Origin of the sequence: Microlunatus ginsengisoli (genome assembly GCF_039537205.1) — a bacterium.
In the GTDB taxonomy this organism is placed as follows: domain Bacteria; phylum Actinomycetota; class Actinomycetes; order Propionibacteriales; family Propionibacteriaceae; genus Microlunatus; species Microlunatus ginsengisoli.
On sequence record NZ_BAABAB010000017.1, the window covers coordinates 14,097 to 31,958 of the forward strand.

Genomic DNA, 17,862 nt, shown 5'->3' on the forward strand with positions numbered 1-17,862 from the left:
GCGGCTGACATGCTGAGCCCTCCCGAACCGTCACAGTCTGGAAAGCGTTGACGATGCTGATACGAAACCTCCTCCGTCCCCTCTCCGCCACCGTGGCCGGGTTCGCACTGCTCGGCGTTCTCGCGGGCTGCGGCTCCAGTGCCCCGTCGACCGGGTCGAGCCCCAGCGCGGCCGAGGCGACCGCCGTCAGCAGTGCATCCGCCACGCCGGCTGCGGCGGCATCGGCCGACTGCGCGCAGGTCGAGGCGCTGAAGGCGTCACTCGTGGCCCTCGGCGACGTCAACGTGGTCAAGGACGGTGTCGACGCGCTGAACAGCGCCATCGCCACCGTCAAGACCGATCTCGACGCTGCTTCTGCGACGGCGTCGAGCAACGTGGCACCGGAACTGGATCAGGTCCGGACCGCGCCGGCGGCAGTGCAGACCGCAACCAGCGGCGTGACCAAGGACAACGTGCGCGACAAGGCGCCTGCCATTGCCAGTTCGCTCCGGCAACTCACGACCGCCACCTCGGCGCTATCCGAGGCGCTGGCCCACAGCTGCGTGGCCAGCTAGCGCCGCACAAGCGACGTTCACTCAGGCCCAGGTAGCGCAGGAACGCCGCCAGCCTCACCCCCGGCGGAGGATCCCGACCCGGCACCGGTCGTGCTTCACTGCAGGCATGTGCAGATGGATGGCGTACTCCGGCGACCCGATCTCCGCGCACGAGCTGCTGTTCAAGCCCGCGCACTCGATCATCGACCAGAGTCTGCACTCGACCATGGGTGCGACCACCACCAACGGCGACGGCTTCGGCATCGGCTGGTACAGCGACGTCGCGCCGGGACCCGGGTGCTTCAAGAGCATCGAGCCGGCCTGGAACGACGTGAACCTGCGGGAGGTCGCGGCCCGGATCCGGACTCCGTTGATGTTCGCGCACGTCCGGGCGGCGACCGGGACGCCGATCCAGCGCAGCAACTGCCACCCGTTCCGGCACGACAACTGGCTGTGGATGCACAACGGCGCGATCCGCGAGTTCCACACGGTGAAGCGCGAACTCACGATGGCGGTCGACCCGACGCTCTATCCCGACATCGAGGGCTCGACCGACTCCGAGACGCTGTTCTTCCTCGCCCTGACGTTCGGGCTCACCGACGACCCGTTCACCGCGGTGGCCCGCGCGATCGGCTTCGTCGAGACGGTCGGACATCGCAACGGCGTTGAGTTCCCGTTCCAGGGCACCATCGCGACCAGCGACGGCACCTCGACCTGGGCGTTCCGCTATTCCAGTGAGGGCAAGAGCCGGACGCTGTTCTTCTCCACCGCCGTCGAGACGCTGCACAAGACGCATCCGGACCTGGCCATCCTCCAGGAGGTCGGCGCCGAGGGACGGCTGATCGTCTCGGAGCCGCTGGGCGACCTGCCGGGCGCCTGGCAGGAGGTGCCCGAGTCCGCGGCGGGGGTCGTACGGCCAGGCGACGACCTGCTGCAGCCGTTCGAGCCGATCCGCTGATTCCGGGCGCCGGCGAGTTCGCCGCGGGGTTCGGTCCCGGGCGAGCCACCGGGTCGTCACCGCCGACGGATCGGGCAGGCTGGTGGAGTGGAACGCTGGATCCTGCACGTCGACCTGGACCAGTTCCTCGCCGCCGTCGAGATCCGGCGCCGTCCGGAGCTACGCGGTCGCCCGGTGATCGTGGGCGGGGAGGGCGATCCGACCAGGGCACGGCAGGTGGTCGCCACGGCGTCGTACGAAGCCCGCGCGTTCGGTGTGCACTCCGGGATGCCGCTCCGGCTGGCCCATCGCAAGTGTCCGGACGGGGTGTTCCTGCCCAGCGACCACGCCGCCTACGACGCGGCCAGTGCCGAGGTGATGGCCGTCCTGCGCGACCTCGGTCATCCGGTCGAGATCTGGGGCTGGGACGAGGCGGTGCTGGGGGCCGAGACCGACAACCCGGAGGCGCTGGCCGAGCAGATCCGTGATCGGGTGCTGGCCGGCACCGGGCTGGCCTGCGCGGTCGGCATCGGTCAGACCAAGGAGCAGGCGAAGATGGCCACCGGGTTCGCCAAGGACTCCGCCGCCCGCGTCTTCCGGCTGTCGCCGGCAAACTGGATGCCCCTGCTGGGCGAGCGGGACGTGACCGCGCTGTGGGGCATCGGGAAGCGGACGGCGGCCCGGCTGGCCGCGCACGACGTACGCACGGTGCGCGACCTGGCCACCGCCGACCGGGACGAGCTGGCGGCGGAGTTCGGACCGACGATCGGGCCGGCGCTACGGGTGCTGGCCCGGGGCGGATCGTCGCGGACCGTCCATCCCGAACCGCGCCTCGCCCGGTCCCGCAGCAAGCAGGTGACGTATCCCACCGATCTGACCGGCTCCGAAGAGATCGCCGAGCAGATCCGGCAGCTCGCGACCGAAGTCACCGAGGAGGTCGTCGCCCAGGGCCGCGTCGCCAGCCACGTCGCCGTGATCGTGCGCACCGCGAGCTTCTTCACCCAGGTGAAGACCGGCCGGCTACCCGAGCCGACGACCGACCCGGCCGCCGTCGCCGCGCATGCGCTGGTGGTGCTCGGTCGGTTCGAGATCACCCGGCCGGTCCGGCTGCTCGGCGTCCGGGTGGACCTGGCCTGAACTTCCCGTCACGCACCCGCAACCGGAACTCGGATCCCCTGTACCGGTCTGGATCCCGTGTAGGGGATCCGAGCCGTGCCAGGGGATCCGAGTTCCAACCGGCGTCAACGGGGGCTGGCGTCCAGCACCCGAGAGCCAAGGCTCAGCCCAGCGGAACCGTGGCCCGCACGTCACCGAGGCCGCGGGCGACCAGGAGCCGGCCGTCGTACGGCAGCGGCTCGCCCCACCGGTTCGCGGCGGTGTCCCAGCGCCGCCAGAGCCGGGCGTCGGTCGCCACCTCGACGGTCGCGGAGGCTCCGGGCTGCACGGTGACCGCATCCCAGCCGACCAACCGCACCGGCTGGTCCGGGGCGGCCGGCTCGGCGTACACCTGGACGACCTCCCGGCTGGGTCGCGACCCGGTGTTGGTCACCGTCACCGACACCACCGGCGCCGGATCGGTGCCGACCAGCTCGGCGGCGTCGTACGACCAGCTGCCGTAGCCCAGGCCATGTCCCAACCAGAACGCCGGCGCGGGGGCGTTACCCGCGAAATGGCCGCGGTAGCCGATGGCGATCCCCTCCGAGTACACGATCGCCCCGTCGACCGGGGTGACGTTCCAGGTCGGCGCCGCTGCGTCGGCGACCGGGAAGGTGCTCACCAGCCGGCCCGCCGGCTCGATCTCGCCGAGCAGAGCGGCCGCCACGGCGTGCCCGCCCTCCTGACCGGGCAGGCCGGCCCACAAGACGGCGTCCACCTCGTCCAGCCAGGGCATGATCACCGGCGTCGCGGCGTTCACCACGACGACCGTCTTCGCGGCCGCCGCGGCGACCGCGCTGACCAGGTCGTTCTGCCGACCGGGAAGCTCGAGCGTTGACTTGTCCACGGCCTCGGTCTCCTGCTCCTCGGTGAGGCCGACCACCACCACGGCCACGTCGGCCGCTGCTGCGGCCCGGACCGCTTCGGCCACGACCTCGTCAGCGTCGCGCGGGGCGAGGCGGGCGATCAGCGAGAACAGGCCGACCGATTCCAGCGGGCTGCTCGGATTGGCGACGATCCGACGGCTCACGGTGGCCTCCAGCACATCGCCGCGACAGACCCGGACGATCCGGCTCTGCGCCGGCGGAGCCAGCATGGTGTCACCCATCCCGCCGGCGACGGCCTCCAGCTGGAACGCGAAGTCCTCCCCGCCCACCGAGAAGGTCCACGAGCCGACGCCGGTGCCACCGACCTGCACCTCGCCGTCGACGTCGAGTCGGGCGGCGAAGCGGACGGCCGCGACCTCGTCGCCGAGGTCGTCGTCGAAACCGACCATCACCGTCGCCGCGGCGCCCGAGTGCTCGTCCAGCCGGCTGCCGTCGGCGGCGAGCAGGGTCACGTGCACACCGGGCTCGCCGGTGAACGGATCGGTGACGAACTCAGGCCGGGCGGCCACCTGACGGTGCCGAACCTCGACCCCGTCCACGACGTCGACCGCGTCTCCGAGCAGCGCGGTCAGGCCCTCGGCCGCGCTCACCTGGTACGGCGGGTTCACCTGGGCGGAACCGCCGCCCATGTCGGTGGTCTCGATCGCGTGTCGGCCGATCAGGGCCACCCGCGCGTCCGCGGCGAGCGGCAGCACGCCGCCCTCGTTGGTCAGCACGGTCATCCCGGCGGCGGCCAGCCGGCGCAGCTGCTCCTTGCGCTCCGGGCCGTCGGGCGCGGGCAGGTCGGCGGGATAGGACCGCGGTGTGCCGAGCGCGCCGGTCCGGTCGGCCAACAGCAGCAGCCGCCGCAGGTGGTCGTCGATCGTCGCCTCGTCCACCTCGCCCGCTGCGACGCCGGCGACCACGCCGTCCACCCACCACGGTGCGGGGCCGGGCATGACCAGGTCGAGACCGCCGTTGACCGAGCCGACCGCGGTCTTGGTGGCGAACCAGTCGGACATGATCAGGCCGTCATAGCCCCACTCGCCCTTGACGATCTCGTTGTTCACGTGATCCTGCTCCGTGGCGGTGACGCCGTTCACGTCGTTGTAGGCGTCCATGATCGACCACGCGTTCGACTCCTCGACGGCGATCTCGAACGGCAGCAGGTACAGCTCGCGCAGCGTCGCCTCGTCGACGACACTGTCCACGCTGTTGCGTTCGGTCTCCGACTCGTTCGCGATCAGGTGCTTCAGGCACGCGCCGACGCCGGAGTCCTGCAGCCCGCGAACGTACGCTGCGGCCAGCTTGCCGGACAGCAGCGGGTCCTCGGAGTAGGCCTCGAACAGCCGGCCGCCGAGCAGCGAGCGGTGCAGGTTGATGGTCGGGCCGAGCACGACGTGGATCTGCTGGGCCATCGCCTCCTCGGCCAGCAGCCCGCCGACCTCGTACGCCGTCTCCTCGCTCCACGACGCCGACAGCAGGGTGGCGTTCGGGAACAGCGAGACCGTACGTCCCCCGCTGAACTTGAGCCCGCGGACCCCGGTCGGACCGTCGGAGAGCCGGAGCTCACCGAGCCCGATGGACTCCTCCGCGTACAGGTTGAAGGTGGCGGCGCCGGTCAGCAGCCGTACCTTGGTGGCCAGGTCGAGCCGGCCGATCAGCTCGTCGTAGTTCGTATCGGTCGCAACAGTTGCGGTCATCACTTCACCTTCTTGACGGGAATGATCGCGAGCGCACCGAGGAAGGTCAGCGCGGCGGCGACGACGTAGAGCAGGCTGTAGTTCTTGGCGGCACCGGCGATCAGCGCGGCGCCGAGGAAGGGCGCCAGCGACTGCGGCGCCGCGTTGGCGATGTTGAACACACCGAGGTCCTTGGCGGAGTTCTCCGGGTCGGGCAGCACGCCGATCACCAGCGCCAGGTCGACACCCATGTAGATGCCGAAGGCGGCGCCGAGGATCGCCTCGATCACGTAGAAGTGGCCGACGGTGTTCACCTGGGTCAGCCCGAGCAGACCGATCGCGAACAGGGCAGTCGAGCCGAACACGAAGACCTTGCGGCGACCGATCTTGTCGGACACGAAGCCGGTGGCCTGACCGACGACGACCAGCACGACCGTGTAGATCAGCACGCCGACGAAGACGACCTGCGCAGCCTCCGCGCTGGTCAGACCCAGGTGGTCGATCATCCAGTTCAGCCGGAAGGTGGTGAACATGAAGCTGCCCAGGACCAGCAGGAAGCGGGAGATCCAGGCCCAGCCGAAGTCGGGGTGCTGCCGCGGGCTGACCCAGAAGGTGTGGATCCACGCCTTCCAACCTTCGGCGGCGGGCTTGTGGTGCAGCTGCGGGTCCTTCAGCACCAGGGCGTACGCGACCATGCCGACCACGCCGCACAATGCCGGCACCATGAACAGCGGGATCATCTGCTCGGTGAACAGGCCGGCGACGAAGGTGGCGACGAGGATGCCGACGTTCTGCATCACCCCGCCGAGTGCGCTGATCTTGGCGGTCTGGCTGGGCGGCACCTGGTCGGCGATGGTGGCCAGGTAGGCGGCGAACGCCGCGTTGGCGGCGAGCTGCGCGCCGAACCAGCCGATGATCAGCATCGGCACGCTGTTCGCTACGGCGATCACGAGCAGGAAGATCGCCAACACGATGCTGCCGCCGACCATCCACGGGCGGCGGCGGCCGAAGCGCGAGGTGGTCCGGTCGGACAGCCGGCCGAAGACCGGGTTCGCGATCAGCGCCGCGAAGGCGCCCAGACCGAGCACCAGGCCCTGGGCGGTGGTGGCGTTCTCCGGGCCGACCACGGAGATGACCTTGATCGCCATGCTGATGGTGACCGGGCCGAGCAGGGCGATGAACAGGCCGAGCTGGGCGAGCGCGAAGAAGAACGCGAACTTCCCGCCGACCGGCTTGCTCGGCGGGGGGATCTCGAACCCGCTGTTCACCGGCGGGACGGGTCGTTCGTGGCCCGGCACACCAGAGCTGACGAACTCCGCGGTCCGGGCACCGGTGATCGGCGGGTCGCTCGGCGAGCTCGATGAGCTCGGCGAGCTCGGATCGGTCGTGGTCAAGATGTCCTCCGTGACGCGTAGGGGCGGGGTCGTGAACCGGTCCGTGTCATGGTTGCTGACACGTGTAGGTTGCACGTGTCACCACCGTACGGGCATGATGCAGCTATGGCAATCCCGAGGGCACGTGCCCTCGCTCACAACCGAAACTGTGCAGGTCCTGCAGCGACACGCCGCTCGCAGCTGCGAGAGCCGCACAGTTTCCGGGGCGGGCGGCGGTTTCGGTGAGCGACCAGGCCCGGAAGCGGCGGCTGACCAGCGTGGACGTCGCCCGGGAAGCCGGGGTCTCGCGAGCGACGGTGAGTTACGTCCTCAACGACACGCCGAACCAGCGGATACCGGAGGCAACCCGGCGGCGGGTCTGGGACGCTGTGGATCGGCTCGGCTATGCGCCGTCGGCCGCGGCCCGCTCACTGCGCAGCGGCCGGTCCGAGGTCGTGCTCGCGCTGCTGCCTGACTGGCCGTTCGGCCGGATGGTGGGTGCGATGCTGGAGCAGCTCGCGGTCGCGCTCGCCGACGTGGGGCTGATCTTCGTGGCCCATCCCCGAGCCGGCAGCCGGCGCCCGGTGGCCGAGATCTGGAAGGCCATCTCACCCGCGGCGGTGCTCACCTGGGACCCGATCGAGCCGGCGGACCAGGCGGCCATGCGGGCCGCCGGCGTGAAGGTGACGGTGGGTCTGTTCCAGCGCGGCGACGCGGGCGGTCTCGCCGTCTCCGAGCAGCGGACCGGCCGGCTCCAGGCCGAGCACCTCGCCGCCCGCGGCCACCGCCGGCTGGGCTACGCGTTCCCCGACGACGAGCGCGTGCTCGTCTTCGCCGAGCCCCGGTTGGCCGGGGTGCGATCAGCCTGCGCCGAGCTCGGGCTCGATCCCCCGGACGTACGCACGGTGCGGATCGATCGGCCGAGTGCGGTCGCGGCGGTGCGGCAGTGGACCGCAGGGCCCGACCCGGTCACCGCCGTCTGCGCCTACAACGACGAGGTAGCGGTCGCCGTGCTCGGCGGCGCCCGGGAGGTCGGCGTCTCGATCCCCACCGACCTCGCCGTGATCGGGGTGGACGACCTGCCGCTGTCCGCGATCGTCGATCCAGCGCTGACCACCGTCGCCACCGACTCGGGCGGGCTGGCGGCCTACCTCGCCGCGGCCGTGATCGCCGGGCTCGCCGACGAGCCCGCCCCGCGCTATCCCGGCTCGGACATCGTCGAGCTGATCGTCCGCGATTCGGCCTGACGGCGCGCTCAGCCGGCCGGGACGGGTCGGCTCAGCCGGTAGCCGACGAACGGGGCCAGCTCGCGGTCGAGCGGGATGCCGGCGAGCAGTCCGGAGTCGTCCATCGGACCGACCTCGGTCATCCCGAGCTTGACCATCACCGCCCGCGAGGCCAGGTTGTCCTGCTCGGTGTAGGCGTGGATCTCTGCGGCCCCGAGCGTCTCGAAGCCGAAGGCGGCCGACGCCCGGCCGATCTCGGTGGCGAAGCCCTGGCCGACGTACCGGTCGCGGACGACCCAGCCCAGATCGAGCACCGGCCGACCGGCCAGCTCCATCCGCATCAACCCGCCCCGGCCGATCAGCACACCGTCGGTGCGCCGGTAGGCCATCCACCGGCCGACTCCGTGCTCGCGCCACGCCTCGGCCTGGTCGGCCGCCCAGGTCCGGGCCCGGTCGGCGGACCAGGCACCCGCGAACCAGTACGCGACACTCGGGTCGCCGTGGATCCGGACCAGCTCTTCGGCATGCTCGGGACGGACCGGGATCAGGTCCAGCCGCTCGGTCGAGACCCTCATCCGGGCCGCGCCGGGGTCGACGCCCGAAGCATCGGGCGGCTCAGCCGCCCGGGGCGATGGGGTCGGTCGCCTCGGCCCAGAGCTCGGCATCGCGGCGTGCCCTCCGCGCGCGCTGTCGGGCGACGTAGGCCGCGCCGCCGGCGATCGCACCGGCCGCGAGCAGGAGCTTCCACTTCACCCCGCTACCTTAGACGGTGGCCGGCCGGAGACGGCCGGGACAGGCGGCTACCAGCACAGGCAGAACGGGTGTCCGGCCGGATCGGCAAAGACCACGTAGCCCTCCGCGGCGTCGAGGTCGGCCTCCTGCAACAGCCGGGCGCCGAGCCGGAGCACCTCGTCGGAGGCCTCCTTGACGTCCTCCACGAAGACGTCGAGGTGCAACTGCTGCGGGATCCCGTGCGGCCAGTCGGGCGGCTCCAGACCGGGCGCCAGTTGCACCGCCAGCCGCGGCGCACCGTCGACCATCACGGTGTGCCAGTCGTCCTCGGCATCCACGGTGCCACCGAACACAGCGGCCCAAAAGCCGCTCTCCGCGGCGAGATCGGGAGCATCGAGCACGACGAGGGTCCGGGAGATCTTCATCCCGACACGGTCGCACGCGCCTCCGACAGTACGTCGGCGAGCGCGTCGTCCGCGCTCGGCAGCGCCGCCAGGTCGCGGCCGAGCAGCCGCGCCGCGTCCCGCCGAGCGGCATCGTCCAGCACGGTGCGCACCGCCGCCGCGACCGTCGCGGCGGAGACCTCCTCGGGCGCCAGCATGATCCCCGCCCCGGCTCGCACGACCGCCGCGGCGTTCTGGAACTGGTCGGCGCCGGCCGGCAGCAACACCAGCGGCAGCCCCGCCGACAGTGCACCAAGCACCGTACCGGCGCCGGCATGACACACCACCGCCGAGCAGTGCGGCAGGATCAGTGCCTGCGGCACGAAGCATTCCGCCGCGACGTTCGTCGGCAGGCTGCCCAGCTCGGCCGGATCGAGTCCGGGTCCGGTCGTGGCCACCACGTTGACCGGAAGCGAGGCGACGCCAGCCAGCAGCGCGCGCCAGCGCTCGATCGCGGTGAACACGGTGCCCAGGGTCAGATAGACGGTCCGCTCGTACGGGAGCCGGCGAAACGACTCGGGGAGCGTCGCGCCGGAGTCGGCGGCGCCGGTGACCGGGATGCCGGCCTCCGGCCGGATCGGGCGGATGTCGCGCCAGGGACGTACCGGCGGCTGGAGCCGGGCCGGGAAGGGGTCGAGGTAGGGCGCGTCGAGATAGGCCCGGTGTGGATCGGGCAGCCCCAGCATGGCCGACAGCTGGCCGTGCCCCATCGCGACGAAGTCGGCGAACCGCGGATAGTCCGCTCCCAGTCCGTGCACGATCCGGCGGCCCGTGGCGGGTTGGACGAACCCGGCGCCGAGCTCGTACGGCTCCTGGACAACCACGTCCGGACGCCAGTCCTCGGCCCGGAGCCGTAGCTCGACCGCGCGGGATCCGGACGGTCGGATGAACATCCCGAGCGCGCTGGCGAACACCCGCTCCGGCCCGGGCGCGGTGCCCGGCTCGGGCACGGTGCCGGCCATCAGGGCCCGGATCTCGGCCATCGACGGGCCGACCGGCCAGGCCGCGAAACCCTGTCGCTCGATCTCGGCGCACAGATCCGGACCGGAGGCGATCACCACCTCGTGCCCGGCGCGGGCCGCTGCCCTGGCCAGCGGCAGCAGCGGCAGCAGGTGTCCGGTCAGCGGGGTGCAGCTGAACAGCAGGCGCATGACACCCCAGGAGACGCCGGCCGGCGCCGGTGATACCTGGTCGACCGGCCGGACCTTCCGGCCTCTGCCCGTCCCCGCCCGGCCGGTCCCGCCCGGCCCGTGCCGCCCGGCCCATCTTCGCGCGGGCCATCTTCGCGCGGGTTCCACCTTGTTCGCGCGACCAGCAAGACGAGCGAAGTGGGTCGAAAGCGAGCGAAGTGGGTCCCAGGCGAGGCGACGCGGGGCGAACTGGGTCCCAGGCGAGGCGAACGCGAGCGACCTGGTGGGGTGGGCACCGGGTGCGGCCGCCCGAGCCTCCGCGAGCAGGCGCCGGGATCAGACGCCGACCAGGCCCTGGCGGTGCGCGATGGCGGCCGCCTCGCCCCGGCCCGAGACGCCGAGCTTGGCGAGGATGTTCGAGACGTGTACGGACGCGGTCTTGGTGCTGATGAACAGGGTCGTACCGATCTCGCCGTTGGTGCGGCCCTCCGCCACCAGCCGGAGCACCTCCAGCTCGCGCGGGGTGAGTTCGGCCAGGGCCGGACCGTCGGGGCGTGGCTCCGCGGTCAGCCCGTGCTGCCGGGCCAGCGTCGACAGCCGGTCGGTGACCAGGGCCGCGCCGAGCGCCTCCGACCGCTCGATCGACTCCGCCAGCACCGACCGCACCTCGGCCCGGTCGCCGGGACCACCGAGGTGGTGAGCCAGCCGGAGTCCCGCGTACGGCGCCAGGTAGGCCGGCACGTTGCGCCCGAGCGCGTGCCGGTAGGCCACCCGCCACTCCTCCGTGGTGTCGCTCAGCTCCGCCCGGATGAGGGGCTCCCACTGCGGCCGCAGCAGCGTCGGCCGGACGCTGTCGAGCAGCGCACCGATCCGCGCCCCGCGGGTCCCGTCGTCGATCGCGTCGAGCCGGCGAGCGGCGGCGGCGGAGAGCGCCAGCAGCGGGAACACCAGCGGCGCGTAATAGATCTCCACCCGGTCGAGGAAGTTCTGCAGGTCGTCCCAGGCCCGCACGGCATCGCCGACGGCGAGCGCGTGCTCGGCGTCGACCCGGATCGCACCGCTCGCATATTGCGGTGCGGGCTGCACCGGCTGGATCAGGCTGCGGAACTCGGCCAGCAGCGCGTCCGCATCGTCCAGCCGCCCCTGCCAGACCAGCAGCCAGGCGCGCAGCATCCGCAGGTGGGCCCGGTGCTGCAGCGGCGGGTCGAGCTCCAACGCACGGGCGATCATCCGCGCGGCCCGGTCCCACTCGCCGCGCGCGATCAGTGGCTCGGCCGCGTTGCCGGCCAGCATGCTGCCCAGGGAGCGCTCCAGACCGATGCTGCGGGCGACCTCGATGCCGGCGAGCGCCTGCTCGGCCGCGTCGTCGTAGCGGCCGGCCAGGTGCAACGCGTCGGAGTAGTTCACGTAGTAGCGCACGATCGTCCGGGTGTCCCCGGCGGCAAGCTCACCGCCGCGGACCAGGTCCGCTAGCCCTTCCTGCTCGCGACCCAGGCCGACCAGCGCGCTGCCTCGGGACAGATAGCCGTTGGCCTCCAGCTTCACCGACCCCGCGGCGACCGCAGCCTCGATCACCGCCTCCGCCGTCTCCACCGCCCGGGCGTGCTGCCCGACCAGCATCAGCACGGTCGACAGCTGGTTGAGCACCTGCGCCTTCTCCCGCAGACCGATGCTCGCCGGCATCGCAGCCACCGCTTCCTCGGCGGACTCGACCGCGCCCAGCCGCATCAGCGCGCCGAGCACCTTGCTCTTGACCATCATCCGGCGAGCCAGCTCCACACTCGGCTCCGGTCCGGTCTCCTCCAGTGCCCGGTGGATCAGGGCCAGCGCCCGCTCGTGCTCGCCGGCGTCCCAGGCGACCTGCGCGGCCCGCTCCAGCACGTTTGCCCGCGGGCCGGCGATCGACTCCGGGTCGTCGACCTGGTCCCACAGGTCGAGCGCCCGCTCGTACATCTTCAAGGTCTCGTAGTACGCCGCCGAGCGCGAGGTCGCCGCGGTCACCGACCAGCGGAAGGCCTTGTCGCTCTGGTGCGACGCGCTGTAGTGGTGGGCGATCTCCAGGGCCGCCACCTCGGGGCCGACCAAGTCGGGCCGTGCCTCGAGCACGGCCGCGAACCGGCCGTGCAGGCGCGCGTGCTGGCCGGGCAGCAGATCCTCGTGGACGACCTCGCGCAGCAACGCATGCCGGAACACGTAGCCGTCCTCGTCGGTGCGCAGCACCGCGGCGTCGACCGCCTCCCGCAGCCCGGCCTCGAGCTGCGCGTCGGGCAGCTCCGCGACGGCCTGCAGCAGCTCGTGGTCGATCCGCTGACCACCCACCGAGGCCAGCGCCACCACGTCTTGCGCCTGGTCCGACATCGCCTGGATCCGGACGATCAGCGCGTCCCGCAGGGTGTCGGGCATCTCGACACAGCCGCGTGCCGCGGACCGGGCCAGCTCCTCGACGAAGTAGGGAATCCCCTCGCTGCGCCGGTGCACCAGGGAGACCACCGCCGGCGACGGATCGCGGCCCAGCAGACCGCACAGCAACTCGCCGACCTCGTCGCGGTCCAGGCCCTCGACGTCGATCCGGACCGTCCGCGGCAGCCGTCCGATCTCGGCCAGGAAGGGCCGCAACGGGTGCCGGCGGGTCAGCTCGTCGGTTCGGTAGGTCGCCACCACCAACACGGCGGCGTCGGTCAGCGCCCGGGCGAGGAAGCGAAGCAGGTGCCGGGTGGACTCGTCGGCCCAATGGATGTCCTCGACCACCAGCACCAGCGGCCGCCGGCTGCCGGCGTGCTCCAGCAGCCTGGCGACGGCCTCGAACAGCTGCAACCTGACCGACTCGCCGGGTTCGGCTCCGGGCACCAGTCCCGGCAGCAGCACACCCAGGGCGGCCCGGCTCGGACCGGCCCACTCCAGCACCTGATCCCGGCCGTACGTCGCCAGCAGCCCGCGCAACGCACCGACGATCGGCGCATACGGCAACCCTTCACCGCCCAGCGCCACGCACTGTCCCTGCACCAACTGGGCCGAACCCGCCGCGCCCCGTCCCGCGCCCAGCCTCGCCGCGAACGCCTCGAGCAGGGTGGTCTTGCCCGAGCCGGCTTCGCCACCGATCAGGACGAGCCGGCTGCCGTCGGTCGCCACCTCATCGAGCACGGCGGCCAGCTCGTCCAGCTGCGCCGCCCGCCCGACCACAGCACCCTGCCGACGGGCAGCGCTGCGGTCGGGGCGGCTCATGTCGTCCATCGTGCCATCGAGCGCCGACATCATCGACACGCTTTCGGTCATCGTCGACACGCTTTCGGCCATCATCGACACGCTGACATCGCGGATCGGGTCCGGGGCGTCAGTGCGCGGGCCGGACGGTCCGCGCCGGCAGTCCGCGGACGGAACTGCGCTGATCGGAGTGCAGCAGCCGCCGCCACCACGGGGTGGCATAGCCGGCGCCGGACGCCTCGGCGGCGAGCCGGCGGTGCTCGGCGGCCACGATCAGGTCGCGCTCGCTCTGGTGGTGCAGGATGGTGTGGCTGTAGTCGCCGTAGATGCTCATGTCCGGGCCTTCCTCGTCGGTTCTCGAGGCCGTTCCCTCGATGAATCCAGACTCGGTCTAAGACGGGGGTGCGCCCATCGAGCAGATGCCTGATCTTCGGTACCGCAGTCCCGGTGAGGTACCTCAGGTACCTCAGACGGCGGGACCGACGGTGAGAAATGCGCGAACGCCCGCGCGGCCGTCCGTGCCGTGGAACCATGTGTCATCCCCCCTGCGCACCCGCGGCTGACCGGGCGCCCGACCGGGTGAGGAGTTCCAGATGACAACACGGCGACCGCCGACGCCGTCCCGACGGCGAGTCCTCGCCGCCACGCTCGGGCTGGTGCTCGGGATGAGCACCGCCCTGGTGGCCGCTCCGGCACAGGCCGCCGAACCGTCGGCACCGACGCTCGTCGCCCCCGCCGACGCCGCCGCCCAGGTGGCGTCGCCGACGCGGCTGCAGGTCCGGGTCAGCGATCCCGACGGCGACCCGCTGGACGTACGATTCCAGGCCCGTCCCACGACCGGCGGCGCGTCGACGAATACCAACGCCGACTTCACCCTCGTCACCCTTCCGGACACCCAGAACTACACCAGCATCTCCGCCAACCGGCCGATCATGGCAGCGCAGACCCAGTGGATCGTCGATCACCGTGCCGATCTCAACACGGCCCTGGTGACCCACCTCGGCGACCTGACCGGCCAGCCGGACAGCGTGAGCCAGTTCCAGGCGGCGTCGCAGTACATGGCCACGCTGGACAACGCCGGCGTGCCGAACACCGTCACCACCGGCAACCACGACATGAACGTCAGCACCGGCAGCGCGCCGCTGTTCGACCAATACTTCCCGCCCTCGCGCTACGCCGGCGCGAGCTGGAACTCCGCAGATGTCCGCTACGGCGGATACCTCGGCCAGAACCTGTTCGGCACCGACCCGGTCGACCGGAAGAACCAGGACTCGTTCGTCCTGCTCACCGCCGGCGGAATGGACTTCCTCGTCGTCAATCTGGAGTTCAACGCGCCCGACTACGCCCTGGACTGGGCCAAGAAGGTGCTCGCCGCCTATCCGCAGCGCCGGGCCATCCTGGTCACCCACAACATGATCGGGACCGACGGCTCGTTCAGCCACTCCGTGACCAGGCCGGGCGGCAACTTCCCCGATCAGATCTGGGACAAGCTGGTGGCGCCCAGCTGCAGCATCTTCATGGTGATCAACGGTCACAACCACGACGGCGACCTCGGCGAGGCCTACCGGGAGCAGAACAACTCCTGCGGGCAGCCGGTCCGGATGGCGCTCAGCGACTACCAGAGCCGGGTCAACGGCGGCGACGGCTGGCTGCGCTACTACACGTTCAAGCCGTCGCAGAACCTGATCCAGGCAGTGACCTACTCCCCGACGCTGAACCGGTTCGAGACCGACGCGGACAGCTCGTTCACCATTCCCTACGACATGAGGATCGGCGAGGCTCCGTTCGCCGACGTCGGCCGGGTCAGCGCCGCCTCCGGCGCGACCGCCTCCGTCGACCTCACCACCAACCCCGGAACGGCGTACGAGTGGCGCGCGATCGTCAGCGACGGCACGTCCTCCGTCGTCGGCCCGACCTGGACCTTCAGCTCCGCCGCGGCGACGCCGAGCACGCTCGCCGCCGACGGCTTCGGACGAACCGTCACCGCCGGCTGGGGCAGCGCCGAGACCGGCGGTGCCTGGTCGGTCGCCGGCACGGCGAGCCGCTACAGCGTGACCGGTGGTAGCGGCATCCAGACCATTCCTGCCGGCAGCACGCTGACCGCCGCACTGGCTGGGGTCTCGGCCACCTCGACCGACACGACCGCCGACCTCTCCCTCGGCTCGATTCCCAACGGCGCCGTCTACGGCTACCTGGCCGGCCGGCGGGTCGGCACCGCCGACTACGCCGCCCGGGTCAAGGTGTCCCCCGGTGGCGGGGTCGGCCTGAACCTCACCCGGTCGACGACGGTGATCGCGACCGGAACCATCCCCACCACCACGGTGGCCGCCGGCGAGACGCTGCGCGCGCGGGTCCAGGTCGAGGGCACCTCGCCGACCACGATCCGGGCCAAGGTGTGGAAGGCCGGCTCGACCGAACCGGCGAACTGGCAGGTGAGCGTGACCGACAGCACCGCGGGCCTGCAGGCCGCGGGCGGGATCGCCATCGCCGGCTATCTGTCCAGCTCGACCACGAACGGGCCGCTCGTGCTGCGGGCGGACAACCTGAGCGTCGTGCCGGTCGGCGGGACCACTCCGCCGACCCCGCCCGATCCCCCGACCGATCCCCCGCCTCCGACCGCGCTCGCCACCGACGCGTTCGGACGAACGGTGAGCGCCGGCTGGGGCAGCGCGGACGCCGGTGGCGCCTGGACGGTGGCCGGCACCGCCGCGCGCTATGCCGTCGGCGGCGGTGCCGGCAGCCAGCAACTGGCCGCGGGTGCCAGCACCGTGGCCGCGCTGAACGGGGTGTCCTCGACGGCCGCCGAGACCGCCGTGAGCCTGTCCCCCTCGGCGATCCCGAACGGCGCCCTCTACGCGTACGTCGGTGGCCGCCGGGTCGACGGGGTCGAGTACGGCGGCCGGGTCAAGATCAATCCCGACGGCACGGTCGCCGTCCAGACCAGCCGCGGCGACACCACGCTGACCGGTGGCACGGTGACCGGCCTGACGCTGGCGGCCGGCGACACGCTGCGGGTCCGGATCCAGGTCCAGGGCACCGCGCCGACCACGATCCGGGCCAGGGTGTGGAAGGCGGGCGGCACCGAGCCCAGCACCTGGCAGGCCAGCGCCACCGACTCGACCGCGGCAATGCAGGCCGCGGGCGGGGTCTCGCTGCGGACGTACCTCAGCTCGTCGACGACCTCCGGCGCGCTCACGGTCCGCTACGACGATCTGTCGGTGACACCGCTCGGCTGAGCCCCGTTCGAGCCGGCCGGCGCCGGAAAGGCGGGTTTCGTCAGGAACCGGGTATGACTTCGGTGTGCCCCGACTGCGAACGGTGTCGCCGAAGGACCCCGGCTGGACCCGCCGGCGTGCCGGCAAGGGATTCATCTATCTCGACAACGACGGCAAGCGGCTCGATCCGGCCGACGTCGAGCGCTGCAAGCTGCTCGTCATCCCGCCCGCCTGGGAGGAGGTGTGGATCTGCCCGGCCCCGAACGGGCACCTGCAGGCGGTCGGCACCGACGACGCCGGGCGCCGGCAGTACCTGTACCACGAGCAGTGGCGGATCAGGCGGGACAAGTCCAAGCACGACCGGGTGCTGGAGGTGGCCGCCCACCTGCCGAAGGCGCGCCGGCGGGTGGCGAAGGACCTGCAGCTGGACGGGATGCCGTACGAACGTGCGCTCGGGACCGCGTTCCGGCTGCTCGACCTGGGCTTCTTCCGGATCGGTGGCGAGGCCTACGCGGAGACCAACAACAGCTTCGGCCTGGCCACCATCCAGAAGCAGCACGTCACCGTCGCCGGCGGCGAGGTGGTCTTCGACTACGTCGCCAAGTCCGGCCAGGAGCGATACGTGGCCCTCGCCGACGACCTCGTCCGCCAGGCGGTCCGCGACCTGCTCCGGCGCCGCTCGGGCGGTGCCGAACTGCTGGCCTACAAGGAGAACGGCCGCTGGCGCGACGTGACCTCGGCCGACATCAACGCCTACGTCAAGGAGGTGGTCGGTGGCGAGGTCTCGGCGAAGGACTTCCGCACCTGGCACGGCACCGTGATCGCCGCGGTCGCCCTGGCCCAAGCGAACGAGGAGGCCCGAACCGTGACGGCGCGGCGGAGGGCCGTGTCGACGGCGATGAAGGAGGTCGCCGGCTATCTCGGCAACACCCCCTCGGTGGCCCGGAAGTCCTACGTCGACCCGCGCCTGGTCGACCTGTTCGCGGACGGGGTGACGATCTCGCCGAAGCTGGCCGGCACCGATGCCGACCTCTCCGACGGGACGACGCACGGCAGGATCGAGCGAGCCGTGCTGAACCTGCTGCGGGCCCCGAAGGACAAGCTCCGCTAGCCCGGGACGGCTGCGCGCGGGAGCTCCGACCCTTCAGCGGCGACAGCCCAGCGTGATCGGTCCGGCACCGACGCAACCGACCCGAACGTCGGTCTCGACCGGGCTGTCGGTCCGGAACACGCCCATGGCGCCGGCCAGGATCACCAGCACCAGACAGACCGCGATCGGCACCATCAGGAGCGCCCAGTCCCCGGGTTCGTCCACGTCCATCGCCTCCTCGACCCGTTGAGAGCCGCGAGGCCGCGGCGAGATACCGGA

Annotated in this window: 15 protein-coding genes; 6 read left to right on the forward strand and 9 right to left on the reverse strand. The window is 71.8% G+C overall.

Features of this window, described 5'->3' with window-relative positions:
- The first annotated feature begins 92 nt into the window (after window positions 1-92).
- The 3 genes from ABD747_RS12630 to ABD747_RS12640 all read left to right on the forward strand — a co-directional run bounded on the left by ABD747_RS12630 (window position 93) and on the right by ABD747_RS12640 (window position 2,607).
- Entirely contained in the window at window positions 93-554 is a 462-nt protein-coding gene (locus ABD747_RS12630) for a hypothetical protein (protein WP_344804995.1), read from the forward strand.
- A 106-nt stretch (window positions 555-660) separates the two neighbouring features.
- The gene (locus ABD747_RS12635; RefSeq protein WP_344804997.1) at window positions 661-1,491 is read left to right on the forward strand and encodes a class II glutamine amidotransferase; all 831 of its coding nucleotides are present in this window, start codon (window positions 661-663) and stop codon (window positions 1,489-1,491) included.
- Between the two features lie 87 nt (window positions 1,492-1,578).
- The gene (locus ABD747_RS12640) at window positions 1,579-2,607 is read left to right on the forward strand and encodes a DNA polymerase IV (protein ID WP_344804999.1); all 1,029 of its coding nucleotides are present in this window, start codon (window positions 1,579-1,581) and stop codon (window positions 2,605-2,607) included.
- A 142-nt stretch (window positions 2,608-2,749) separates the two neighbouring features.
- On the opposite strand, the gene ABD747_RS12645 is transcribed toward ABD747_RS12640, so the two are convergent.
- On the reverse strand, window positions 2,750-5,194 hold the full coding sequence (locus ABD747_RS12645; RefSeq protein ID WP_344805001.1) for a beta-glucosidase family protein: 2,445 nt from the start codon (window positions 5,192-5,194) through the stop codon (window positions 2,750-2,752).
- Entirely contained in the window at window positions 5,194-6,567 is a 1,374-nt protein-coding gene (locus ABD747_RS12650; RefSeq protein WP_344805003.1) for an MFS transporter, read from the reverse strand. Before ABD747_RS12650 ends, ABD747_RS12645 begins: the two co-directional genes overlap by 1 nt.
- A 221-nt stretch (window positions 6,568-6,788) precedes the next feature.
- Between ABD747_RS12650 and ABD747_RS12655 the strand changes: the two genes are divergently transcribed.
- The gene (locus tag ABD747_RS12655; RefSeq protein ID WP_344805005.1) at window positions 6,789-7,793 is read left to right on the forward strand and encodes a LacI family DNA-binding transcriptional regulator; all 1,005 of its coding nucleotides are present in this window, start codon (window positions 6,789-6,791) and stop codon (window positions 7,791-7,793) included.
- A gap of 8 nt (window positions 7,794-7,801) precedes the next feature.
- On the opposite strand, the gene ABD747_RS12660 is transcribed toward ABD747_RS12655, so the two are convergent.
- The 6 genes from ABD747_RS12660 to ABD747_RS12685 form a co-directional block, all read right to left on the reverse strand.
- Entirely contained in the window at window positions 7,802-8,347 is a 546-nt protein-coding gene (locus tag ABD747_RS12660; RefSeq protein ID WP_344805007.1) for a GNAT family N-acetyltransferase, read from the reverse strand.
- Window positions 8,348-8,387: 40 nt separating this feature from the next.
- Window positions 8,388-8,525 (reverse strand): DLW-39 family protein, encoded by a 138-nt coding sequence (locus ABD747_RS12665; protein WP_344805009.1) that lies wholly within the window; start codon window positions 8,523-8,525, stop codon window positions 8,388-8,390.
- A gap of 47 nt (window positions 8,526-8,572) precedes the next feature.
- Entirely contained in the window at window positions 8,573-8,929 is a 357-nt protein-coding gene (locus tag ABD747_RS12670; protein WP_344805011.1) for a VOC family protein, read from the reverse strand.
- Window positions 8,926-10,098, reverse strand: coding sequence for a glycosyltransferase (locus ABD747_RS12675; RefSeq protein WP_344805013.1), 1,173 nt, complete (start codon window positions 10,096-10,098; stop codon window positions 8,926-8,928). Before ABD747_RS12675 ends, ABD747_RS12670 begins: the two co-directional genes overlap by 4 nt.
- A gap of 315 nt (window positions 10,099-10,413) precedes the next feature.
- Entirely contained in the window at window positions 10,414-13,350 is a 2,937-nt protein-coding gene (locus ABD747_RS12680; RefSeq protein WP_344805015.1) for a helix-turn-helix transcriptional regulator, read from the reverse strand.
- Between the two features lie 58 nt (window positions 13,351-13,408).
- On the reverse strand, window positions 13,409-13,612 hold the full coding sequence (locus tag ABD747_RS12685; protein WP_344805017.1) for a hypothetical protein: 204 nt from the start codon (window positions 13,610-13,612) through the stop codon (window positions 13,409-13,411).
- 259 nt (window positions 13,613-13,871) lie between these two features.
- On the opposite strand from ABD747_RS12685, the gene ABD747_RS12690 reads away from it, so the two are divergent.
- Together ABD747_RS12690 and ABD747_RS12695 are read left to right on the forward strand one after the other, a co-directional pair.
- Entirely contained in the window at window positions 13,872-16,514 is a 2,643-nt protein-coding gene (locus ABD747_RS12690) for a hypothetical protein (RefSeq protein ID WP_344805019.1), read from the forward strand.
- An 82-nt stretch (window positions 16,515-16,596) separates the two neighbouring features.
- Window positions 16,597-17,604, forward strand: coding sequence for a DNA topoisomerase IB (locus tag ABD747_RS12695; RefSeq protein ID WP_344805021.1), 1,008 nt, complete (start codon window positions 16,597-16,599; stop codon window positions 17,602-17,604).
- A gap of 33 nt (window positions 17,605-17,637) precedes the next feature.
- Here the strand turns inward: ABD747_RS12695 and ABD747_RS12700 are convergent, their stop codons facing one another.
- Entirely contained in the window at window positions 17,638-17,808 is a 171-nt protein-coding gene (locus ABD747_RS12700; RefSeq protein WP_344805023.1) for a hypothetical protein, read from the reverse strand.
- Window positions 17,809-17,862 lie beyond the last annotated feature (54 nt).

Coding starts and splice junctions, on each gene's coding strand:
- ABD747_RS12660 (WP_344805007.1), bottom strand. CDS start 8,347: ATGAGGGTCTCGACCGAGCGGCTGGACCTGATCCCGGTCCGTCCCGAG.
- ABD747_RS12690 (WP_344805019.1), top strand. CDS start 13,872: ATGACAACACGGCGACCGCCGACGCCGTCCCGACGGCGAGTCCTCGCC.
- ABD747_RS12680 (WP_344805015.1), bottom strand. CDS start 13,350: ATGACCGAAAGCGTGTCGATGATGTCGGCGCTCGATGGCACGATGGAC.
- ABD747_RS12635 (WP_344804997.1), top strand. CDS start 661: ATGTGCAGATGGATGGCGTACTCCGGCGACCCGATCTCCGCGCACGAG.
- ABD747_RS12685 (WP_344805017.1), bottom strand. CDS start 13,612: ATGAGCATCTACGGCGACTACAGCCACACCATCCTGCACCACCAGAGC.
- ABD747_RS12645 (WP_344805001.1), bottom strand. CDS start 5,194: ATGACCGCAACTGTTGCGACCGATACGAACTACGACGAGCTGATCGGC.
- ABD747_RS12670 (WP_344805011.1), bottom strand. CDS start 8,929: ATGAAGATCTCCCGGACCCTCGTCGTGCTCGATGCTCCCGATCTCGCC.
- ABD747_RS12675 (WP_344805013.1), bottom strand. CDS start 10,098: ATGCGCCTGCTGTTCAGCTGCACCCCGCTGACCGGACACCTGCTGCCG.